At 68.4% G+C, this 22,192-nt stretch carries 22 protein-coding genes; 17 read left to right on the plus strand and 5 right to left on the minus strand.

Annotation, left to right across the window (positions count from 1 at the left end; genetic code table 11):
• Positions 1-71: 71 nt before the first annotated feature.
• The gene (locus J2126_RS05175) at positions 72-1,142 is read right to left on the minus strand and encodes an RluA family pseudouridine synthase (protein ID WP_209484593.1); all 1,071 of its coding nucleotides are present in this window, start codon (positions 1,140-1,142) and stop codon (positions 72-74) included.
• A gap of 29 nt (positions 1,143-1,171) precedes the next feature.
• On the opposite strand from J2126_RS05175, the gene J2126_RS05180 reads away from it, so the two are divergent.
• Positions 1,172-1,519: a hypothetical protein gene (locus tag J2126_RS05180; protein WP_209484595.1), complete on the plus strand. Its 348-nt coding sequence runs from the start codon at positions 1,172-1,174 to the stop codon at positions 1,517-1,519.
• Between the two features lies 1 nt (position 1,520).
• On the opposite strand, the gene J2126_RS05185 is transcribed toward J2126_RS05180, so the two are convergent.
• Together J2126_RS05185 and trxA are read right to left on the minus strand one after the other, a co-directional pair.
• Complete coding sequence (locus J2126_RS05185) at positions 1,521-2,192, minus strand: LON peptidase substrate-binding domain-containing protein (protein WP_209484597.1); 672 nt, start codon at positions 2,190-2,192, stop codon at positions 1,521-1,523.
• Positions 2,193-2,302: 110 nt separating this feature from the next.
• The gene (gene trxA / locus J2126_RS05190) at positions 2,303-3,229 is read right to left on the minus strand and encodes a thioredoxin (protein WP_209484599.1); all 927 of its coding nucleotides are present in this window, start codon (positions 3,227-3,229) and stop codon (positions 2,303-2,305) included.
• Between the two features lie 333 nt (positions 3,230-3,562).
• On the opposite strand from trxA, the gene smc reads away from it, so the two are divergent.
• The 10 genes from smc to J2126_RS05240 all read left to right on the plus strand — a co-directional run bounded on the left by smc (position 3,563) and on the right by J2126_RS05240 (position 13,775).
• Complete coding sequence (gene smc / locus J2126_RS05195) at positions 3,563-7,015, plus strand: chromosome segregation protein SMC (RefSeq protein ID WP_209484601.1); 3,453 nt, start codon at positions 3,563-3,565, stop codon at positions 7,013-7,015.
• 254 nt (positions 7,016-7,269) lie between these two features.
• Entirely contained in the window at positions 7,270-7,653 is a 384-nt protein-coding gene (locus J2126_RS05200; RefSeq protein WP_209484603.1) for an AtpZ/AtpI family protein, read from the plus strand.
• Positions 7,654-7,825: 172 nt separating this feature from the next.
• Complete coding sequence (locus tag J2126_RS05205; protein ID WP_209484605.1) at positions 7,826-8,578, plus strand: F0F1 ATP synthase subunit A; 753 nt, start codon at positions 7,826-7,828, stop codon at positions 8,576-8,578.
• Positions 8,579-8,639: 61 nt separating this feature from the next.
• Entirely contained in the window at positions 8,640-8,867 is a 228-nt protein-coding gene (locus tag J2126_RS05210) for a F0F1 ATP synthase subunit C (RefSeq protein ID WP_209484607.1), read from the plus strand.
• A gap of 110 nt (positions 8,868-8,977) precedes the next feature.
• Positions 8,978-9,691: a F0F1 ATP synthase subunit B gene (locus tag J2126_RS05215; RefSeq protein WP_245327212.1), complete on the plus strand. Its 714-nt coding sequence runs from the start codon at positions 8,978-8,980 to the stop codon at positions 9,689-9,691.
• Between the two features lie 143 nt (positions 9,692-9,834).
• Positions 9,835-10,326, plus strand: a complete 492-nt coding sequence (locus tag J2126_RS05220) for an ATP F0F1 synthase subunit B (protein ID WP_209484609.1) — start codon at positions 9,835-9,837, stop codon at positions 10,324-10,326.
• Between the two features lie 219 nt (positions 10,327-10,545).
• On the plus strand, positions 10,546-11,808 hold the full coding sequence (locus J2126_RS05225) for an SGNH/GDSL hydrolase family protein (RefSeq protein ID WP_209484611.1): 1,263 nt from the start codon (positions 10,546-10,548) through the stop codon (positions 11,806-11,808).
• Positions 11,809-11,945: 137 nt separating this feature from the next.
• Complete coding sequence (locus J2126_RS05230) at positions 11,946-12,845, plus strand: HpcH/HpaI aldolase/citrate lyase family protein (RefSeq protein ID WP_209484613.1); 900 nt, start codon at positions 11,946-11,948, stop codon at positions 12,843-12,845.
• Positions 12,846-12,852: 7 nt separating this feature from the next.
• A complete protein-coding gene (locus tag J2126_RS05235; protein WP_209484615.1) occupies positions 12,853-13,551 on the plus strand; it encodes a DJ-1/PfpI family protein in 699 nt (232 codons plus the stop codon).
• 20 nt (positions 13,552-13,571) lie between these two features.
• Positions 13,572-13,775: a DUF1737 domain-containing protein gene (locus J2126_RS05240; protein ID WP_209484617.1), complete on the plus strand. Its 204-nt coding sequence runs from the start codon at positions 13,572-13,574 to the stop codon at positions 13,773-13,775.
• 33 nt (positions 13,776-13,808) lie between these two features.
• Here the strand turns inward: J2126_RS05240 and J2126_RS05245 are convergent, their stop codons facing one another.
• Positions 13,809-14,723, minus strand: a complete 915-nt coding sequence (locus J2126_RS05245; protein ID WP_209484619.1) for a cation diffusion facilitator family transporter — start codon at positions 14,721-14,723, stop codon at positions 13,809-13,811.
• A 193-nt stretch (positions 14,724-14,916) separates the two neighbouring features.
• On the opposite strand from J2126_RS05245, the gene J2126_RS05250 reads away from it, so the two are divergent.
• The gene (locus tag J2126_RS05250) at positions 14,917-15,969 is read left to right on the plus strand and encodes a MaoC family dehydratase (RefSeq protein ID WP_209484620.1); all 1,053 of its coding nucleotides are present in this window, start codon (positions 14,917-14,919) and stop codon (positions 15,967-15,969) included.
• Here the strand turns inward: J2126_RS05250 and J2126_RS05255 are convergent.
• On the minus strand, positions 15,945-17,054 hold the full coding sequence (locus tag J2126_RS05255; RefSeq protein ID WP_209484622.1) for an alpha/beta hydrolase family esterase: 1,110 nt from the start codon (positions 17,052-17,054) through the stop codon (positions 15,945-15,947). The genes J2126_RS05250 and J2126_RS05255 overlap by 25 nt on opposite strands.
• Before the next feature lie 366 nt (positions 17,055-17,420).
• Here J2126_RS05255 and J2126_RS05260 point away from each other — a divergent pair, with 366 nt between their 5' ends.
• The 5 genes from J2126_RS05260 to J2126_RS05280 all read left to right on the plus strand — a co-directional run bounded on the left by J2126_RS05260 (position 17,421) and on the right by J2126_RS05280 (position 21,953).
• Positions 17,421-18,107, plus strand: a complete 687-nt coding sequence (locus tag J2126_RS05260; RefSeq protein ID WP_209484624.1) for an OmpW/AlkL family protein — start codon at positions 17,421-17,423, stop codon at positions 18,105-18,107.
• Between the two features lie 305 nt (positions 18,108-18,412).
• On the plus strand, positions 18,413-18,814 hold the full coding sequence (sdhC, locus tag J2126_RS05265) for a succinate dehydrogenase, cytochrome b556 subunit (protein ID WP_209484626.1): 402 nt from the start codon (positions 18,413-18,415) through the stop codon (positions 18,812-18,814).
• Positions 18,815-18,824: 10 nt separating this feature from the next.
• A complete protein-coding gene (sdhD, locus tag J2126_RS05270) occupies positions 18,825-19,229 on the plus strand; it encodes a succinate dehydrogenase, hydrophobic membrane anchor protein (RefSeq protein ID WP_245327214.1) in 405 nt (134 codons plus the stop codon).
• 3 nt (positions 19,230-19,232) lie between these two features.
• Positions 19,233-21,068, plus strand: coding sequence for a succinate dehydrogenase flavoprotein subunit (gene sdhA / locus J2126_RS05275; RefSeq protein WP_209484628.1), 1,836 nt, complete (start codon positions 19,233-19,235; stop codon positions 21,066-21,068).
• Between the two features lie 99 nt (positions 21,069-21,167).
• A complete protein-coding gene (locus tag J2126_RS05280) occupies positions 21,168-21,953 on the plus strand; it encodes a succinate dehydrogenase iron-sulfur subunit (RefSeq protein ID WP_209484630.1) in 786 nt (261 codons plus the stop codon).
• Positions 21,954-22,192 lie beyond the last annotated feature (239 nt).

A 22,192-nucleotide genomic window follows, 5' to 3' on the forward strand; every position in this document is an offset into this window, starting at 1 on the left:
GAATGGGGCGCGGATAGGTTTCATCCTCTCACGTCGCTGCGAGAGCGGATTGCGTTTCTGCACGCTCGCGATCAGTCGCGCAGCGCCGCCTCCAGATCCGCAAGATCCTGCGGCAGCGCGCTTTCAAACGACAATTCCTCGCCCGTCACCGGGTGCGCGAAGCCGAGCCGCGCCGCATGCAGCGCCTGCCGGCCGAGGGCGGCGAGGCAGGCCCGAGCCTCGTCCGGCAGCAGCGAGACCTTGGTGCGGAAGCCCTGGCCATACACTTCGTCGCCGAGGAGCGGGTGGCCGGCGTGGGCCATATGGACGCGGATCTGGTGGGTGCGCCCGGTCTCCAGACGGCATTCGATGAGGCTCGCAACCTCCGCGCCGTTCTTGCCGACGAAGGTGCCCAGCACGTCCCAATGGGTCACCGCATGGCGGCCGGACCCGCGCACCGCCATCTTCTGGCGGTGCGTGGGATGGCGGTCGATGGGCGCATCCACCCTGCCCTTCGGCTCGGGCGCGCCCCAGACGAAGGCGAGATAGGCCCTCTCCAGCGGCCCGGTGCGGCCGTGGTCGGCGAACTGGGCGGCAAGGCCCTTGTGGGCGGCGTCCGACTTGGCGACCACCAGGAGCCCAGACGTATCCTTGTCAATGCGATGCACGATGCCCGGCCGCCGCACTCCGCCAATGCCCGACAGGCTGTCGCCGCAATGGTGCAGCAGCGCATTCACCAGTGTGCCCGAGGCATGCCCCGGCGCCGGATGCACCACCAGTCCCGCCGGCTTGTCGATGACGATGAGGTGATCGTCTTCGAAGGCGATGGTGAGAGGGAGGTCTTCGGCCACCGGCTCGGCCGGCTCGGGGGGCGGCAGGGTGAGAGTGTAGACCTCGCCGGCATTGACCCTCGCGGCCGCGTCCCCTACCACTCCCCCGCCGATGGACACCTGCCCTTCCGCAACGAGACGCTGGATGCGGGTGCGGCTGAGTTCGGGCGCGAGGCGTGCCAGGACGCGATCCAGCCGCTGGCCCGCATCCTCGGGCGCGACGGCGAGGATAAGGCTCGCGCCTGCGTCCTGACCGGTCTCGTCCGGCCCGATCTCATCGGTGAGGTCGTCGAAGCCGTCGGCAAGGGCAGCTTCGGTCGTCTTCGCGTTCATTCTTGTCCCGTCAGGAGCCCCGGCCCCTCATGTTCCACCGCCCGCCCCAGATCGACACCCCCGAAGAGGCGCTGACGCCGGAGCAGGAGCGCGTGATCCGCAAGTTCCGCCGCTTCTCCAGCATCTCCATGCTGGTCATGGTGCTGGGGGTGGCGGCCGTGTTCGGCGTGATCGGTTATCGCATGATCCGGGCGAAACCGCTCGCTTCCGGCGAAATGACCGCGCTTCTTCCCAAGGGCAGCCGCATCGTCTCCACCGCCGTCTCCGGCGACGTGGTGGTGGTGGCCATCGAGCTCAACGGCGCGACCGAGATCCGCACCTTCGACGCCCGCACGCTTGCGCCGGCCGGACGGCTGCGCTTCGCGGTGGAACCCTGAGCTACTGGAGCGAGCCTTCGCCGTCGCCCGGCATGCGGGCCAGCATCATCTGGGTGATCGCGACCAGCATGTCCGCCCGCGCCTTGAGATTGTCCGCCTCCAGCAGCGCCTGCTTCTCCAGCGCGCCATAGGGCGACATCACCGAGAGCGCATTCACCAGCGTCTCGGTGCCGGCCTGGCGGATGCCATCCCAGTCCGCCTCCAGCTTGTTCGCGTCGAGAAAGGCCGCGAGGGCGGCAAGCACGGCATCCCGATCCACCTCCGCCTCGCCGGCCGAGACATCGAAATCTTCGGCGAACGTGCCGGTATCGATGCGGAACTGGCGGTACGGCGTCGTCACCGGCATCTCCTCGACCACCCGGAAGCGACAGATTCCGCTCAGGGTAATTAGGTAGCGCCCGTCCCCGGTCTCGCCGAACTGGGTGAGCCGCCCCACGCAGCCGACCTTATGAACAGCCGGGCCGCGCGCGCTGGCCGGCGCCGCCTCGTCCGGCTGGATCATCCCGATGAGCCGCGCGCCCCCGAGCGCATCGTCCACCATCGCCAGATAGCGCGGCTCGAAGATGTTGAGCGGCAGCTCCGCCCGCGGCAGCAGCAGCGCGCCGGTTAGCGGAAATACGGGGATCACCAGCGGAATGTCCGCCGGCGCCAGGTAGTTGCGGTTGGCAGCCACGAAAAAAATCCTTTTCGATCGCCTGCGAGCGAAATTCCATCCGCATCGGGAAAGCGCATCGACCCAAACGATCGAAAGACGCGCCCGCCCCGGACAGGAAGGCCGCGCTCTCAGGCGAACATGATCGCTGACAATTTCTTACGGCCTGAAAGGGTGAGTGGATCGGTCGGGCCCCACGCCTCGAACAGCTGAACCAGCTGCTTGCGCGCCGCATCCTCGTTCCACGAGCGGTCGCGCTTGACGATGTCGAGCAGGTGGATCAGCGCGTCCTCCCGCCGGCCCTTGGCATTGAGGCCGAGCGCGAGGTCGAAGCGGGCCTGATGGTCGGCGGGGTCGAGATCGAGCTTCGCCTGAAGCGTCGCGAGGTCGCCGAGAGAGGCCGCCTGCTCTGCCACATCAAGGGCGGCGCGGGCGGCGGCGATGGACGGATCGTTCGCCTTGTCGGCAGGCGCCAGCGCCAGCGTCGCCTTCCCCTGCTCCAGCGCGCCGGCCGCCACCTGGGTACGCACGAGCCCGGCGAGCGCCTTCAGATTGTCCGGCTCTTCGCCGAGCACGCCGGCGAAGATTTCCGCGGCTGCGGTGAGGTCGCCATCCGCCAGCGCGCCCTCGGCGGCCGCGAGGGCTTCCTCAAGCCCGTCCGTGGCGGGACCGAGGAGGCGGTCGATGAACGCCTTCACCTGCCCCTCGGGCAGCGCGCCCATGAAGCCGTCCACCGGCTGGCCGTTCACGAAAGCATAGACGGTGGGCACGGACTGGATGCCGAGCTTGCCGGGGATCACCGGATGATCGTCGATATTGAGCTTGGCGAGGCGCACCTTGCCCTTGGCGGCCTTCACCACCTTCTCGATCACCGGGGTCAGCGTCTTGCACGGGCCGCACCAAGGCGCCCAGAAATCCACGAGGACCGGACGTCGCTTCGATTCCTCCATCACCTCGGCCATGAAGGTCTGGGTGGTGGTCTCGATGATGTCGCCGCCGGCGCTGTCCGAACCCGCAGCCGGTTTGGCACCCATGGCGCCTGCCTGATTGAGCAGCATGTGTCGCAATCCCCGAAAATCGTTCCCCGCGGCGCCCGAAGGCGCGCAGCCGGGGGGCTCCCCATAAATGGGGCGCCGGCGCACCGACGCAATGCGGCGCTTGCCGCCTTGTACCCCTTTCGGGCCGGGAAGGTAAGGCAGGAGGCGTCAGCGCAACCATGAGGCGCATCTGCGTGCATCTCCCGCCGCCACAGCGATGACCCTTTGTGGATCGTTGGCGGGCCAAGGCTTGCGCAGGGGCGACGGCCCATGCACGCTGGTTTGACCTCCACCGGAAAGGCTGGCACACCCCGCGCCGATGACCGTCCCCGTTCCCACAGCCAAGATCGCGGCATGAAGTTCGACCGCCTGCGGCTCGTGGGCTTCAAGACCTTCGTTGAGCCCACCGATCTCCTGATCGAGCCCGGCCTCACCGGCGTCGTGGGGCCGAACGGCTGCGGCAAGTCCAACCTCGTCGAGGCGCTGCGCTGGGTGATGGGCGAAAGCTCCTACAAAGCCATGCGCGCCAACGACATGGAGGATGTCATCTTCTCCGGCACCACGGGGCGGCCGGCGCGCAATTCCGCCGAGGTGGTGCTGCACCTCGACAATTCCGACCGGACGGCCCCGGCCGCGTTCAATGAGTGGGACCAGCTGGAGATCGTCCGCCGCATCGAGCGCGGCTCCGGATCGAGCTACCGTATCAACGGCAAGGATGTGCGCGCCCGCGACGTGCAGCTCATCTTCGCTGACGCCTCCACCGGCGCCCGCTCCCCGGCCTTGGTGCGGCAGGGGCAGATCGGCGAGATCGTCGGCGCCAAGCCCAATGCCCGCCGCCGCATCCTGGAAGAGGCCGCCGGCGTCGCCGGCCTCCACGCCCGCCGCCACGAGGCGGAGACCCGGCTGAAGGCGGCAGAGCAAAATCTGCTGCGGCTGGAAGACGTGATCACCCAACTCGGAACGCAGGTGGACAGCCTGCGCCGCCAGTCGCGACAGACCGTGCGCTACAAGTCGCTGGCCGCCGAGATCCGCCAGTGCGAGGCGACCCTGCTCTGGCTGCGCTGGCAGGACGTGACGAAGGCGCTGGCCGACGCCGAGCAGGCCGTCGAAGCCGCCAGGCACGACGGCGCCGAGCACACACGCCTTCAGGCCGAAGCCGCGCGCCTCCAGGCCCTCGCCGCCCACGCCCTGCCCGCTCTACGCCAGAAGGAGGCGGAAGCCGCCGCCGCGCTTCAGCGCCTCACCCATGCCCGGCAGGAGCTGGACGCCGAGGAGGCCCGCCTCGCCGCCCGCAAGGGAGAACTGGAGCGCCGCCTCGTCCAGCTGGCACAGGATACCGCCCGCGAGGAGGCACTCTCCCACGATGCCGAAAGCGTGCTGGAGCGTCTCGCCACCGAGGCCGAAAACCTGCGCTTCGAGCAGGAGGAGGCGGCCGAGCGCGAGGCCATCGCCACCGACATGCAGGAAGAGGCCGCCGCCTTTCTGGAGGAGGCCGAGCGCGCGCTGGAGGAGAAGACCGCGCACTTCGCCGATCTCGGCGCCCGGCGCGCCTCGCTGGAGCAGCTTCTGCGGGAGACACGCGACCGTTTGGTTCGAAACGCCGCCGAGCGCGCCTCGGTGGAGGCGGAGGAAAGCCGCCTCAAGCAGCAGGCCGGCACTGACGCCCTCGAAGGCTTGCGCATGGAGGCAGAGGCCGCCCGCGACGCTTTGGCCGAGGCCGAGGAATCCAGCATCGACGCCGAAGTGGCGCACACCCTCGCCCGCCGCGCCATGGAGGAACTGCGCCCGACTTTAGCTGAGGCGCAGGCCCGCTTCGGCCGTCTGGAGACCGAGGCGCGAACGCTGGCGAAGGTGCTTCAGTCCTCCGACGCACGCTTCCCGCCGGTGGCCGACCTCGTCACCGTCGCAAAGGGCTATGAGACGGCGCTGGGTGCGGCCTTGGGTGACGATCTCGATCTGCCGGTGGACGGGGCCGCCCCTGCCCGCTGGTCTGGGGCAATCATCGATTCGGCCGACCCCGCCATGCCTGAAGGCGCGGAGCCTCTTTCCCGATTTGTCTCCGGCGCCCCGGCGCTGGCGCGTCGGCTAGCACAGGTGGGCATCGTGGCCCGCGCCGACGGCCCGGCGCTGGCGGCGCGACTCAAGGCCGGGCAACGCCTCGTCTCGATGGAGGGCGACTTGTGGCGCTGGGACGGCGTGGTGGCCGCCGCCGACGCCCCCACCGCCGCCGCCCGCCGCCTCGCCGAGCGCAACCGGCTCGCCGACATCGAGGCCGAGGCGGCCGTGGCGGAAGCGCATCTCGACGAGGTGCGCGCCACCCTCGCCGATCGGGAGAGCGTGCTGCGGCAGGCCGCCGAGGCCGAAACCATGGCCCGCGAGGCCCGCCGCACCGCCCAGCGCGCCGCCGAGGCGAGCCGCGCCACGCTGGAAGCAGCCGAGCGCCGCGCCGCCCAGCATCTCGCCCGCCTTTCCGCTTTGGCCGAGGCGCGCAACCGCCTCGCCGCCGTGCGGAGCGAATCGGAAGCGGCCCTCGCGGACGCCGAGCGCCAGCTTGCCGCGCTCGACACCCCGCAGGTGCTCGAATCGGATCTGGCCCGCGCCCGTGCCGAGACGGCCGAGCGACGCGCCGCCGTGGCGGAGGCCCGCGCCCGGCTCGATGCCTTGCGGCGCGATGCCACCCAGCGCATGCGTCGCCTGGAAGCCATCGCCGCCGAGGAACGCTCCTGGCGCCAGCGCGCCGGCGGTGCCGGGGAGCGCCTCGCCGCCATCGCCGCCCGGGAAGCGGAGGCGCAGGCCGAGCTGGCCGAGATCGAGGAAGCGCCCTCCGAATTCATCCGCCGCCGCCGCGCCCTGATGAATGCGCTGGAAGAGGCGGAGGCCGCCCGACGCGAGGCCGCCGACCGCCTCGCCGAGGGCGAGGAGGCGCTCGCCGCTGCAGACCGGGCCGCACGCGAGGCGCTGGAGGCCATGTCCGGCGCCCGCGCCGAGGCCGCCCGCGCCGACGCCCGGCTGGAAGGCGCCCGCCAGCGCCGCGACGATCTCCAGCGCGAGATTGCCGACATCCTTGACGGTCCGCCGGACCTCGCCCGAGAGCAGGCCGGAATCAGCGATTCGTCCCCTCCCCCGAATGTCGCGGCCATCGAGGCGACGCTGGAGCGGGCGAAGCGCGACAGGGAGCGCCTCGGCGCCGTGAACCTGCGCGCCGACGTGGAGCTGGAGGAAGCCGAAGCCCAGCACACCCGACTCACCACCGAACGCGACGACCTGAACGAGGCCATCCGCCGCCTGCGCGCCGCGATCCAGAGCCTGAATCGCGAGGCGCGGGAACGGCTTCAGGCCTCCTTCGCCGTGGTGGACGGGCATTTCCGCAAGCTGTTCGACACGCTGTTCGGCGGCGGCGAGGCGCAACTGGTCCTCACCGATGCGGACGATCCGCTGGAAGCCGGCCTCGACATCATCGCGAAGCCGCCCGGCAAGAAGCCGCAAACGCTGATGCTGCTCTCCGGCGGCGAGCAGGCGCTGACCGCCATGGCGCTCATCTTCGCGGTGTTCCTGACCAATCCCGCGCCCATCTGCGTGCTGGACGAGGTGGACGCGCCGCTCGACGACGCCAACGTCGAGCGATTCTGCACCCTGCTGGAGGAGATGACGCGCCTCACCGACACGCGTTTCCTCACCATCACGCACAATCCCATCACCATGGCCCACCAGAATCGCCTGTTCGGCGTGACCATGGCCGAGCGGGGAATCTCCCGTCTGGTGTCGGTGGATCTGCAGAGCGCCGAGCGCCTGCGCGAGGCCGTCTAGCGACCCCGCAGAGGCTTGAGCGCGGCCTTTCCTGCGCGGCCTGGCCGCCCATGCGGAAGGCGGTGGGCGCACGCTTTCGCCCGGAACGGCAGCACAGCGGCGAAGCACGATGTCGCAGCCACATTTTTCTCTTTTATTTTCAAAAACTTGATACCTAGTGCGGCCGCCTTGACACCCAATTTTGACGCAACTATGGTGCGCCGCGGTTCGAGGGGGAGGGCTGCTGTCCTCCACCGGAGCCAGGAACTTGCGCCATGTCCGGACCTGACGACACCTCCTCGCGAGGCAAAAGCGGACCGGACGGGGCGGCAGGCTCCCGGCCCAGCGATACCGAGCTCTCCGCGAGGCTTGAGCAGCTCAACTCTTCGTTGGGCCAGGTGCGTGCCAAAACCGAGGTGCCGGCCCCGAAAGGGCAGGATACTTCGTCCAAATCTGGCGTCGCGCTTGCCTTCCGGCTGGGTGCCGAATTTGTGTCGGGCGTTCTGGTGGGATCTCTCATCGGCTACGGAATCGACCGCTTCTTCTCGATCACGCCCTGGGGGCTGATCGTGTTCACGCTGGTCGGCTTTGCCGCGGGCGTGGTGAACATGCTGAGAGTCTCCGGCGAAGGCCGGAAGATCGGCTCCGGCAAGTCCTGACGGGCGCTCCTCGACGGAAGCGCGGGCGGGACGAGTTTTTCGGGGTGGCGCGAGCCGCCCGGGTCATTGGGGTGGGTCCGGCGACGGATTGCGTCCTGTTGATGCATTTGGCGGCTTCGGCCGTGATCTTGGGTTCAGCGGCCGAGGCCGCGATGGCAGGGGGCGTGTTCGGATGACCGTCGATCCGATCCACCAGTTCGAGATCAAGCGCTATGTCGACCTGCTGAATTTCAGCAGCGTGCAATTCTCGTTCACGAATGCCGCCGTGTTCATGTTCGGCATCGTGGCGATCATCTTCTTCTTCCTGACCTACGCCACCCGCGGCCGCACCCTCGTACCGGGCCGGGCGCAGTCGGCGGCGGAGATGAGCTACGAATTCATCGCCAAGATGGTGCGCGACAGCGCCGGCAACCAGGGCATGGTGTTCTTCCCCCTGGTGTTCTCGCTGTTCATGTTCGTGCTGGTGGCGAATGTGGTGGGCCTCATCCCCTACACCTTCACCGTCACGGCCCACCTGATCGTCACCGCCGCTCTGGCGCTGCTGGTGATCGGCACCGTGATCATCTACGGCTTCATGAAGCACGGGACCCACTTCCTGCACCTGTTCGTGCCGTCTGGCGTCCCGGCGTTCCTGCTGCCCTTCCTGGTGGTGATCGAGGTCGTCTCGTTCCTCTCCCGCCCCATCAGCCTGTCGCTGCGTCTCTTCGCCAACATGCTGGCCGGCCATATCGCATTGAAGGTGTTCGCCTTCTTCGTGGTGGGCCTGGCCTCGGCCGGTGTCGCCGGCTGGTTCGGCGCGACGCTGCCCTTCCTGATGATCGTGGCGCTCACCGCGCTGGAACTTCTGGTGGCGGTGCTGCAGGCCTACGTGTTCGCGGTGCTCACCTCGATCTACCTCAACGACGCGATCCATCCGGGTCACTGACCCGGACGTCGCCTCGCCGTTCCGCCGTTTCCCCAACTCGAGTTTTCTGAAGGAGCAGTCCATGGATCCCGCAGCTGGTAAGTACATTGGTGCCGGTCTCGCCTGCCTCGGCATGGGTCTCGCCGGTGTCGGCGTCGGTAACATCTTCGGCAACTTCCTTTCCGGCGCCCTGCGCAACCCGTCGGCGGCCGACGGCCAGTTCGCCCGCGCGTTCATCGGCGCGGCCCTCGCGGAAGGTCTCGGCATCTTCTCGCTCGTCGTCGCCCTCGTCCTGCTGTTCGTGGCCTGATTTCAGGCGCGCGACGGAAGAGGTCTCCCGGGCGCCAGGCGCCCGGGCGCAGTGATTGACACCCTGTGCCGAGGCGCCGTTGCCTCGACAGGTGCGAAGGCGGGCAAGCCATGATGAAGTCGTGGAAAGTGACTGTCGCGCTGGCGTTTGCGGGTGCGGTCCTGATGGGCGCTCCCGTCTCGGCGGCGAGCGATCCTGCCGGCAAGCCGGCCGTGGTCGCGCAGGCGGCTCCGCCCACCGGCGCAGCCGGGCACGGAACACACGAGCCTGCCGCCGCAGTTCCCGGAGCGGGGCATGCGGATGCGGGCCATGGCAACAAGAGCCATTTTCCGCCTTTCGACGGCACCACCTTCGCCTCGCAGCTGCTGTGGCTCGCCCTGAGCTTCGGCCTGCTCTACTTCCTGATGAGCCGCATCGCCCTCCCGCGCATCGGCCGCATCCTGGAAGAGCGTCACGACCGCATCGCCGATGACCTTGAGGAGGCGGCGAAGCACAAGGCCGACAGCGAGGCCGCCCAGGCGGCCTACGAGAAGGCCCTCGCCGAGGCTCGCGCCAAGGCCAATTCCATCGCCGGTGAGACGCGCAACCGTCTCAGCGCCGAGCAGGACACCAATCGCAAGTCTCTGGAAGCGGATCTCGCCAGCAAGCTGGCCTCCGCGGAAGAGCGCATCGCCTCCACCAAGACCGAGGCCCTCACCCATGTGAAGGGCATCGCCGTGGACGCCACCGGTGCCATTGTTTCCACCCTCATCGGCACGAGCCCCGCTCAGCACGAGGTGGAGCAGGCGGTCGATGGCGCCCTCGCCAAGAAGGACGCGGCCTGAGGGCCGCGATGCCCGCGGCCGTCACGGCTGCCGGGCCTGGAATTCCGAACGCGCCGGATCGGGTTGCGTTCTTGACGAGCCCCTGACGTTTCAACGTCGCGCAGGCCGACCGGGCTGACGCAGACGGACCCGAGGACCACGTTATGAACGAGATGTCACTGGCTGAACTTTGGGTCGCCATCGCCTTCGTGGTCTTCGTCGGCATCCTCATCTATGCCGGCGCGCACCGCGCGATCGCCTCCGCGCTCGACAGCCGCGGCCAGCGTATCTCGGCCGAGCTGGAAGAAGCGCGCCGCCTCAAGGAAGAGGCGCAAAAGCTCGTCGCTGAGTTCAAGCGCAAGCAGCGCGAGGCCGAGGCCGAGGCCGAATCCATCGTCACCGCAGCCAAGGCAGAGGCCGAGCGTCTCGCCGCCGAGGCCAAGGCCAAGCTTGAGGATTTTGTGTCCCGTCGCACCAAGATGGCTGAGGACAAGATTGCCCAGGCGGAGCATCAGGCCGTGGCCGACGTGAAGGCCATCGCTGCCGAAGCCGCCGCCAAGGCCGCCGAAGTGCTTCTCGGCCGCGCTGCCACGGGCGACGTGGCCGACCGGCTGATCTCGAACGCCATCGGCGAGGTCAAGACCAAGCTGAACTGAGTTCGGCTGAAGCCATCTTCCGATTTCCAATGTTCTCGAAGGCCGCCTCTGGCGGCCTTTTTCATGCCCGCGCCGTCCAAGGCCGCGCGATAGACTCCAGCCGGGACCACGCCTCCTTGCCAGCCGCGAGAGGCCTACAGGCACGGATTGCCCCCGCCCCCGCGAGCCCCGCTTCGCGGACGCCTTGATTGAGCCGCCGCGCTGGTCCATTGCTAGGGCATGTGGCGCGCCGCAGACATTCGTTCTTTCAACCATGGCCGGGCGCGCGCCCGACTGCGCGCACGGCCGAGCCGGGCCGCCCTCGTCCTCCTGGCCCTGTCCACTGGCCTGATGCTCTGCGCCGATGCCTCTCGCCCGGCCTTCGCGCAAAACGATTTCTTCTTCTTCCTGCGGCCCCCCGCCAACGTGCCGCGCGGCAATCCGCAGCCTCAGCAGCGGCAGCAGCAGCAGCAACAGCGGCCACCCCAGAATTCCGGCTGGTGGCCCTTCCAGCCCCAGCCCGATCTCCTTCCCCCGCCGCCCCAGCAGGCCAAGCCCCAGGCTCCGGCCGAGCCGACGGGCGTGGTCTATGGCTCCGCCGATGCCGCGAGCCAGGGCAAGCGCGTGCCGCCGAGCCAGTTCGTGCTGGTGCTTGGCGACCGCCTCGCCGGCCAGCTGGCGCAGGGCCTCGCCGATTCTTACGTGCCCGAGCGCCAACGCATCGCCATCGTCGATAATACGGTTGACGAAAGCGGCTTCCTGCCGACTCCGGTGGACTGGCTGACGCGCCTGCCCGACGCCATCGCAGCCGCCCGCCCCTCGGTAACCGTAGTGGCCCTCGGCTCGGACGATCTCCAGCCCATCAAGGACGGGGACAGCCAGGCCGAGCCGCTGACCGAGCGCTGGAACGAACTCTACGGCAAGCGCGTGGACGAGGTGCTCGCCGCCCTGCGTGAGAAGGCCGGGCGGGTCATCGTGGTCGGCCTCGCCCCTGTCGCCAGCGGCCAGCTCTCCGACGATTATGCCAAGCTGAACGAGATCCTGCGGGCCCGTGTGGCCCGGGCCGGGTTCACGTTCGCCAATGTGTGGGACGGCTTCGTCGACGAGGACGGGAAATACATGGCGAACGGCCCCGCGGTGGATGGCCAGCGCCGGCGCCTGCGATTCAATGACGGCGTGCGCTTCACCCGCGCGGGCGGGCGCAAGCTCGCTTTCTTCGTGCAGAAGGACGTCAACCGCATGCTGGAGGAGAGCGCCGGCGCGAAGGCCGCGCCGACGCCGGACGCCACCAGCGGGCCGGCACGCCCCGCCGCTCTGGCCGGCGCCCCTACGACCGGCCGTGACGCGCCGCGCCCCGATGCGGTGCAGGTGTCCACCAGCGCGATGTCGGCGGCGAAGGTGCTCAAGGATGGTGTCGCACCGCCCCCCGTGCGCGGACGGGCGGACGATTTCACCTGGCCGCCGCCGGGTGCCGAGCCGCCTGTAGCGCCGCCCGCACGCTGAGCACCGGCGGGCCGGGCACCGCCAGCCGGAGCGGTGCCGCAGCGCGGCAAAATCCGCTTTTCAAAGCCCAAGCGGCGCTTTACCGATTTGCTGAGAGAAGTGCGGGCGCCGCCCGCCGCATCGGTCGAGGAGCCGTCATGTCCGAGGGAAATTCCGCCGCGTCCATCCGTCCGCGCCGCAGCGTCCTCTACATGCCCGGCTCCAACGCCCGCGCGCTGGAAAAGGCGCGCACCCTGCCCGCCGACGCGGTGATTCTCGATCTTGAGGACGCGGTTGCGCCTGACGCCAAGGTGGAAGCCCGCGGCCGCATCGTGGAGACAGTGAAGGCCGGCGGGTTCGGCCCGCGTGAGGTCGTCATCCGCATCAACGGCCTCGATACGCCGTGGGGTTCGGACGACCTCGAAGCCGCCGCGTCCGCGACGCCCGACGCCATCCTGCTGCCCAAGGTGCAGTCGGTGGAACAGCTCGTCACGGTCGGCCGCCGCCTCAAGGCGCTGGACGTGCCCGCCACCACGCGCGTGTGGGCCATGATCGAGACGCCGCTGGCGATCCTCGACATCAAGTCCATCGCCGCCGCCGCGCAGGACCCGCTGACCCGCCTGTCCGTGTTCGTGCTCGGCACCAACGATCTCGCCAAGGAAACCCGTGCCGCGCTCGTGCCCGGCCGCGCGCCCATGGTGGGCTGGCTGAGCCTGGTGGTGGCCGCCGCCCGCGTCTATGGCGTGGACGTGCTCGATGGCGTGTGGAACCAGTTCCAGGATCTCGACGGCTTCAAGGCCGAGTGCGCCCAGGGCGTCGAATTCGGCATGGACGGCAAGACGCTGATCCATCCGAGCCAGATCGAGCCCTGCAACAGCGCCTTCAGCCCGCCCGAGGCGGAAGTGGCGCGCGCCCGCGCCATCATCGCCGCCTTCGCGCTGCCGGAGAACGCCGGCAAGGGCGTCATCACGCTGGACGGCCGCATGGTGGAGCTGCTGCACGCCGAGATGGCCAAGCGCACCGTGGCGCTGGCCGACGCCATCGCCGCCCGCGTCTGAGCGCGCCATGCCTGCGGCACCCCCTCCTCCTCCGCCCCTGCGCATCGTCATGCTCGCCTATCCCGACATGACCCAGCTCGACCTCACCGGCCCGTTCGAGGTGTTCGCCCGGCTGCCGGGCGCGAAGATCGACATCGTCTGGAAAACGAGCACCACGCCGGTTAAGGACGCGGCGGGCCTCGCCATCATGCCGACCACCGCCTTCAAGGAAATCCACGGCTGCGACGTGCTGTTCGTGCCCGGGGGACCGGGCCAGCTCGAGCTGATGGAGGATCGGGAGACCCTCGGCTTTCTCCAGGAGATGGCGGCCGGCGCGCGCTATGTGACGTCGGTCTGCACCGGCTCGCTGATCCTCGGTGCCGCCGGGCTGCTGAAGGGATACCGCGCCACCTGCCACTGGCTGTCGCTGCCGCAGCTCGCCCACCTCGGGGCGATCCCGGTGGAGGAGCGGGTGGTGGTGGACCGCAACCGCCTCACCGGCGCCGGCGTTTCCTCGGGCATCGACCTTGCGCTGGCTCTGGCGATCGAGATTGCCGGAGCGGACGAGGCGCGGCGCATCACCCTCGCCATCGAATACCAGCCCGAACCGCCCTTCCCGCCCCGCGACAAGGAGGATCCCCGCCTTGTGGAGGAGGTGCGTGGCCGGACGCAGGGCTTCCAGGACAGACGCGACGCCGTCGCCCGCCGCATCGGCGCGCGGCTCTGACACCCGAGGGGGACTGAACCATGAAGCTCTATCGCTACCTCACCGGCCCGGACGACGCCGCCTTCTGCAAGCGCGTGTCGGCCGCCCTCAACCGGGGCTGGCAGTTGCACGGCGCGCCGACGCTGACCTTCGACAGCGTGCAGGGGCGCGTCATCTGCGGTCAGGCGATCGTCAAGGAGGTGGAGGGCGAGTGGTCGGACGCGGTGGTGCTCTCAGAGCACTGAGGCCGTGGACGCGGCTGCGGATACGGCTGGGGATCAGGCCGTCGTCGCCTCGGCCGCGGCGGCATGGCCCGGCATGAGCACGATGGACACGTCCACCTCGTCGCCCGCCTCGCGGAATTCCCGCTTCACCGACTCGGTGAGCTTGGCCACCACCGCGCGGGCGTGGGCGACCGTCCAGTCGCTCTCGAAACCGAGATGCAGCTCCACGAACATCTTGCCACCAAACTGGCGGGTGCGGATGTCGCCCAGTTCGTCGAAGTCGTCGAAGTGGGTGGTCAGCACCTTGAGGATGCGCAGCTGCCCCGCCTCGTCGATGGCCTGGTCGAGCAGCGAGGCGACCGAGTTCGAGAGCATGGCGTAGATATTGTAGATCATGAACCCGATGACCACGAACGAACCCATCGGATCGAGGTAGTACAGGATCGGGATGTTGTTGAAGATCGACAGGATCACCGTGACGGTGAACACCGAGCCCGAGGCGATGGCCGAGACAAGGTGAACGCGGGCCTGCGCGGCCAGCACCGGCGAATGGGTCTCGTGGGCGAGGCGGGTCGCCTTGCGGTTCAGGATCACATTGCCGATCACCGCCAGCGCCGCCACGAAGAGGCCAAGCTCGGCGCCGTCCACGCCCTCCGGATGCATCACGCGGATGATGGCGCGGGTGCCGGCGATGACCACCAGAATGGTCTGCAGCAGCGCGATCATCAGCTCCGCGAGGTTTTCGAGCTTGCCGAGGCCGTAGGCATATTTGCCGGCATGGGCATTATGGGCGAGCTTCAGCACCAGCCAGCAGGCGGTGAGCGCGGTGAGGTCGAAGGAGGTGGCGAGGAGGTCCGTGAGGATCGCCGCCGAATTGGTGAGCGTCGCGGCGAGGATGTAGAAGGGGAAGAGGCAGGCCGTGAAGATCATGGCCTGAAATGACAGCTTCTGGCTCGCCGAACCCGACACGAACGCCCCCTCTTTCCGCTTCGCCTTCCGGAGCGGCCCAGCACCTCTCCGGAACGCACCCATGAGGACCATGAGGGGGGCATGCGTCAAGCCGAACCGGCATTGCGGCCGCAATTCGGCACCTTCTCCCTTCGGCCTGTTGCGTCGCACCCACGCGCTCTGCAACATGCGCCGACAAACGGGGGGACCCTAGATGAGCAAGACCAACCGGGGCAATTTCTTCGAGGATTTCAGCGTCGGCCAGGTGATCCGCCATGCGACGCCGCGCACCGTGACGGTGGGTGACGTGAGCCTCTACAGCGCCCTGTACGGCACCCGCTTCGCGGTCCAGTCGGCCGACACCTTCGCCCAGGACATCGGCTATCCCGCCGCCCCGGTGGACGACCTGCTCGTGTTTCACACCGTGTTCGGCAAGACGGTGCCGGACATCTCCCTCAACGCCGTGGCGAACCTCGGCTATGCCGGCGGGCGCTTCCTCGCTCCGGTCTATCCGGGCGACACCCTCACAGCCGTCTCCGAGGTCATCGGCCTCAGGGAGAATTCCAACGGCCAGAGCGGCGTCGTCTATGTCCGCTCGGTGGGTTTCAACCAGGACGGCGCGGAGGTGCTGGACTATGTGCGCTGGGTGATGGTGCGCAAGGCCGACCCCTCCCTCCCCGCCCCCGAGCCGGTCGTCCCCACCCTTCCGGCCGCGCTGGCGCCCGATGCGCTCGGCGGTGCCGTGCCGGTGCTCGACATCGAGGGCTGGCGGGATGACCTCTCCGGCTCCACCGCCCGGTTCTCGGACTATGCGGTTGGCGAGCGTATCGATCATGTGGACGGCATGACGGTGGAGGAGGCGGAGCACATGATCGCCACGCGCCTCTACCAGAACACGGCGAAGGTCCATTTCAACCAGTTCACCGAGGGCCAGGGCCGCTTCGGCCGCCGCCTGATCTACGGCGGGCATGTGATCTCGATCGCCCGCGCCCTGTCGTTCAACGGCCTCGCCAACGCCTTCCACATTGCCGCCATCAACGGCGGCCGGCACGTTGCGCCGCTGTTCGCGGGCCTGACCGTGCATGCTTGGAGCGAAGTGCTGGACGCGCAGGAGCTGCCGGGCCGCGACGACGTGGGCGCGCTGCGCCTGCGTACGGTCGCGACCAAGGACCAGCCGACCGCCGACTTCCCCCTGAAGGCGGAGAACGGCGATTACGACCCGAGCGTAATCCTCGATCTCGACTACTGGGCGCTGATCCCGCGCTGACCGGCCGCGCCGGACGCCGCCCCGGCAGAAGCTGAAGGCGGCGCAGCGCTGGCGCCTTGTGGCTTGGCAGCGGACGCCGGCGGCTTGGCTGCCGGTGGCTTGCCCCCGTCGGCCGGCGTGGCGCTCGCCGGAGCCGGCTTGGCCGCCGCGCCGGACGCGGCAGGCTTCGGCTTCGGCTTGCGCGGGGGCACGACGGGTGGCGGGGCGGCGGGCAGACCGCCATAGACCGACATGAAGCGCCAGATCTCCTCGCCGGCATCGATGTCGTGACTGCGCAAGCCGAGAAACGGCGTCGCAAGGTCCGGCTTAGTCTCGACCATGGCCGGGGACTGGTGGCCGCCGCGCTCGATGGTGATGAGTTCCACGGCGCTGCCGTCCCGGCATTCATCCCAGCGGCTGACGACGGCTGTGGTGCCGTCGCCGGGCGCGAGGTCGGGCAGCTTGCTGGCCTTGGCCGGCCCGCATCCGTCGAGCGCGGCGTAAAGGCGGGCGCTGTCGGGCGCCGAGAGGGTCGAGCCCAGCGGCGTCCAGAAGCCGCCATAGCCGATCACAGAATCCCCCGTGCCGTGAATGAACTGGATGGAGATCGGCCGCGAGGGCTGGCACTCTTCCCTGTAATTGGCAGGGGCGGTGGACATGATGGCCGAGTAGGCGGCGAACAGCTCGGTGTGTTCGCAGGCCATGCGCTGCACCATGAAGCCGCCGTTGGAGATGCCGGTGAGATAGATGCGGTTCGGATCGGCGAAGCCGTCCGCCGCCAGCCGCCGCGCCAGCGCCACCAGGAACGCCACGTCGTCGCCCGGCCGCAGCATCATCTTCAGCCGCATGGCTGCCGGCCGCCCGTCGTTCCATGTGCGGCCCTCGCCCTCCGGATACACCGCGACAAAGCCGTGCTTCGCCGCTGCGTCGTCGAGGCCGAAATAGGCGCGGAAGCTCTCCGGGGTCTGCGCCGCGCCGTGGAGCGCGATCACCGTGGGCGCCGGCGTGGTCACGCCGTCGGGCGTCACCACCACATAGCGGCGGGTCTCGCCGTTGACCGACAGCCGCAGGTCCTTGACCGATTCCGCGAGGACGGGTGTAGACACGGACCAAATGAGGAACAAAAAGAGACTGGCCAGGAACATCCATCGACCAGCGGCGCCCCGCCGCAGCCACGATTGCCGCAGGTCTAAAGTCGGAGCTTGGCGTACGGGTGGGCCTTGAAAAGAGGCGGCAGAAACGGTCATGAGCCCAATAAGCCTCTTGAAATAAATGAACTTTATTGCGACCGCCACCCTCGTCAGCAGATGCAGGCTTGCCTTGCGAATACGGCGACGGCGGGGCGGAGGTGTGTCATCACGGACACACATTGAGCCCCTCCGTTGTCATTTTGATCTAGATCAAACTGAACAAGGCCGCTCGGGAGGAAGTCTTTCCCATCAGTTACCTCAAAGGGTTTTTGGGAGCGGGGCATGTCGAAGCTCGGACTTGGTATCATTCTCGCGGCGGGGCTCAGCGCCCTCGTTGCCGGCAGCGCGTCCGCCGCCGATCTGTCCACCCCGGTCTACAAGGCCCCGGCGGTCGAGGAGCCCCTGAGCCCCTGGCAGATCCGCGTGCGTGCCCTTTACGTGGTGCCGGAGGCCGGCGGTTCGGTGACGGGCATTCCCGGTTCCGACCTCTCCATCTCCAACTCGGTCGTTCCCGAACTCGACATCACCTATTACTTCACGAAGAATATCGCCGCCGAACTCATTCTCGGCGTGACGCCCCACGACATCGATGGCGCGGGGACCATCGCCGGTCTCGGCCAGGTGGGCAAGGTGTGGCTGCTGCCCCCCACCCTCACCCTGCAGTACCACTTCACCGACTTCGGCCCCTTCAAGCCCTATATCGGTGCCGGTGTGAACTACACCGCCTTCTTCAGCCAAGAAGCCACCAACCCGGCCTTCGCCTCGCTGAAGGTCAACGATGCGTGGGGCTTCGCCCTGCAGGCCGGCTTCGACTGGATGTTCGATCGCCACTGGGGCATCAACGTCGACGTGAAGAAGATCTTCCTGCAGCCGGACTTCCTGCTCCAGACGGTCGGCGGCGCCTACCTGCAGGGCAGCGCGCAGATCAATCCCTGGATCTTCGGCACGGGCGTGACCTACCGCTTCTGACCGATCGATCCGATCGCATCGAGAAAACGCCGGGCCTGCCCGGCGTTTTTTTTTCGCCTCCGCCGAAGGGAGGTCTGCCACCCTCAAGGGTCCGCTGCCCTTCCGATAGGAGCGCGGCCTTCGGATTCTGGCTTGCGGAGCGTTGGCACCGCAACAATCGGTCGCTACAAGCGCCGCTATAGGACGATCATCCAATTGCCTGCCGCTGCGTATCGATCTTTAAAGCCACCCAAGGTGCTTTGGAATCGTTGCGAAGAGACGACGATTGAGATACCTGATCGATCGATTTTTTAGGAGGAGGCCCCATGGCCGACAGCCCTCAGCGCATTGATCGCCCCCTATCGCCACACCTACAGATCTACCGTCCGCTGTTCACGATGATGATGTCCATTGTGCATCGCATCACGGGCGTCGGCCTGTATTTCGGCATGGCGATCCTCGTCTGGTGGCTGCTTGCCGCGGCAACCTCCCCCTCGGCCTACGGCACGTTCAGCGCGGTGGCGGGTTCTCCCATCGGCCTTCTCGTGCTGTTCGGCTTCACCTGGGCTCTGCTGCACCACGCCCTCGGCGGCGTGCGGCATTTCATCTGGGACTTCATCCACGGCTTCGGCCCGCAGGAGCGCGTGCTGCTCGCCAAGGCCACGCTGGCCGGCTCGGTGGTGCTCACCGTCGTCGTCTGGATCATCGGCCTTGCGCTGAGGGGCTGAGGAGAACGCCATGAGCACCCCCCATTCCGGTCATGCCCCCATGCGCACACCGCTCGGCCGCGTCCGCGGCCTCGGCGCCGCCAAGTCGGGCACCGAGCACTTCTTCACCCAGCGTCTCACCGGCGCGGCGAACCTGCTGCTCTCCATCGCCTTCATCATCATCGTGATCTCGGTGGCGGGCCAGAGCTACGCCGCGGCCCGCGCGACGCTCGGCCAACCCCTGGTGGCCGTCATCATCCTGCTCACGCTGCTTTCCGTAACCACCCACATGCGCATCGGCATGCAGGTGGTCATTGAGGACTACGTGCACGCCGAAGGCCTCAAGGTGCTGCTCATCGTGGCCAACACCTTCTTCAGCATTGCCGTTGCCCTCGCCGGCGCCTTCGCCGTGCTCAAGATCAGCCTGGGAGGCTGACACATGGCCGATACCGCAACGAACGGGGCCGCCGCGCCCGGCATCAACGGCGCCGCCTACCCCATCGAGGATCACACCTACGACGTGCTCGTGGTCGGCGCCGGCGGCGCGGGCCTGCGTGCCGTGGTGGGCTGCTCCGAGGCGGGCCTGCGCACGGCCTGCATCACCAAGGTGTTCCCCACTCGCTCCCACACGGTCGCGGCCCAGGGCGGCGTCGCCGCCTCGCTCGGCAACATGGGCGACGACAAGTGGGAATGGCACATGTACGACACCGTCAAGGGGTCGGACTGGCTGGGCGACCAGGACGCCATCGAATACCTCGTGCGCAACGCGCCGGCCGCCGTCTACGAGCTGGAGCACTGGGGCGTGCCCTTCTCCCGCACCGAGGACGGCAAGATCTACCAGCGCCCGTTCGGCGGCATGACCACCCATTTCGGCAAGGGCACCGCCCAGCGCACCTGCGCCGCGGCGGACCGCACCGGCCACGCCATGCTGCACACGCTCTACGGCGCGGCGCTGAAGCACCAGGCGGAATTCTTCATCGAGTACTTCGCCATCGACCTCATCATGGATGAGGAAGGCCGCTGCCGCGGCGTGGTGGCGATCAAGCTTGACGACGGCACCATCCACCGCTTCCGCGCGCACCTCACCGTGCTCGCCACCGGCGGCTACGGCCGCGCCTACTTCTCCGCCACCTCGGCCCATACCTGCACCGGCGACGGCGGCGGCATGGTGCTGCGCGCCGGCCTGCCCCTGCAGGACATGGAATTCGTGCAGTTCCACCCCACCGGCATCTACGGCTCGGGCTGCCTCATCACCGAGGGCTCCCGCGGCGAGGGCGGCTACCTGACCAATTCCGAGGGCGAGCGCTTCATGGAGCGCTATGCCCCCTCGGCCAAGGACCTGGCCTCCCGCGACGTGGTTTCGCGCTCCATGACCATGGAGATCCGCGAGGGCCGCGGCGTGGGCAAGGCCAAGGACCACATCTTCCTGCACCTCGACCACCTCGACCCCGCCATCCTCCACGAGCGCCTGCCCGGCATCTCGGAGAGCGCGAAGATCTTCGCCGGCGTCGACGTGACCCGCGAGCCGATCCCGGTGATCCCGACCGTGCACTACAACATGGGCGGCATCCCCACGAACTATTACGGCGAGGTGCTGGACAAGCGCGCCGGCGACCCGGACAAGGTGGTGCCCGGCCTGATGGCCATCGGCGAGGCCGCCTGCGTCTCCGTCCACGGTGCCAACCGCCTCGGCTCCAACTCGCTCATCGACCTCGTGGTGTTCGGCCGCGCCGCCGGCCTGCGCGCGGCGGAGCTGGTGAAGCCCGGCGAGAAGCACCGGCCCCTGCCGGACAACAGCGCCGAGCTGGCCCTCGGCCGCCTCGACAAATACCGCCATGCCTCCGGCGGCACGCCCACCGCCGAGCTGCGTCTCAACATGCAGAAGGTGATGCAGAACAACTGCGCCGTCTTCCGCACCGGCGAGGTGCTCGAGGAGGGCCGCAAGCTCATCCACGACGTGTTCAAGGCCTCCAGCGACATCGGCGTCACCGACCGCTCGCTGGTGTGGAACTCGGATCTCATCGAGACGCTGGAGTACGAGAACCTCATCTCGCAGGCCATCGTCACCATGGAGAGCGCCGCGAACCGCCAGGAAAGCCGCGGCGCCCATGCCCGCGAGGACTTCCCGGACCGGGACGACGTGAACTGGATGAAGCACACGCTGGCCTATTTCGACACCACGGCCGGCACCGTGCGGCTCGACGACCGCCCGGTGCACACCTACACGCTGTCCAACGACATCCAGTACATCGAGCCCAAGAAGCGCGTGTACTGAGCCCCACTCGACCGCGCGCGCTGGGGCGAAGGCCCGCCGCGCGCGGCCATGGCAAGAATTCCTGCGGGCGGTCACCGCTCCAGCGCTTCAGGACGTCCCATGGTTGAGCTCACTCTTCCGAAGAACTCGCAGGTCACGACCGGCAAGACCTGGCCGAAGCCCGCCGGCGCCAAGAAGCTGACCGAGTTCCGCATCTACCGCTGGAATCCGGACGACGGGAAGAACCCGCGCATCGACACCTATTACGTCGATCGCGAGGATTGCGGCCCGATGGTGCTGGACGGCCTCATCTACATCAAGAACAAGATCGACCCGACCCTCACCTTCCGCCGCTCCTGCCGCGAAGGCGTGTGCGGCTCGTGCGCCATGAACATCGGCGGCACCAACACTCTGGCCTGCACCAAGGGCATGGACGAGGTGCTGGTGAAGGGCGTGGTCAACATCTATCCCCTGCCGCATCTGCCGGTGGTGAAGGATCTGGTGCCCGACCTCACCAATTTCTACGCCCAGCACGCCTCCATCGAGCCCTGGCTGCAGACGGACACCGCCGCTCCCGAGAAGGAGTGGCGCCAGTCCAAGGACGACCGCGAGAAGCTGGACGGCCTCTACGAGTGCATCCTGTGCGCCTGCTGCTCCACCTCCTGCCCCAGCTACTGGTGGAACGGCGACCGCTATCTCGGCCCCGCCGCCCTCCTCCAGGCCACCCGCTGGCTGAAGGACAGCCGCGACGAGCGGACGGGCGAGCGCCTCGACTATCTGGAAGACCCCTTCCGGCTCTATCGCTGCCACACCATCATGAACTGCGCCCAGGCGTGCCCGAAGAGCCTCAACCCGGCCAAGGCCATCGCCGAGATCAAGAAGATGATGGTCGAGCGCCAGATCTGACGCGCCCGACATCGCCGGCTCTTCCGGACCGCCCGCCTCACCGGCGCGGCGGTCCTTTCATTTTGGGGCTGGCGCGCTGAAGGCTGGAGGCGCCGGTCGCGGCCAGGCGCCAGCCGGACGCGGGGTCCGCGGACCTGCCAGCTCCCGTTCCCCCTTCGAATTCTCCACCGGAACTCCGCCGGCTATCCGCTCTTCAGGCGAGCGCGAGCCGCGCCAGCGCGCGCTTCTCAAAATGGTAA

It is taken from the genome of Xanthobacter flavus (genome assembly GCF_017875275.1).
Lineage (GTDB): Bacteria > Pseudomonadota > Alphaproteobacteria > Rhizobiales > Xanthobacteraceae > Xanthobacter > Xanthobacter flavus_A.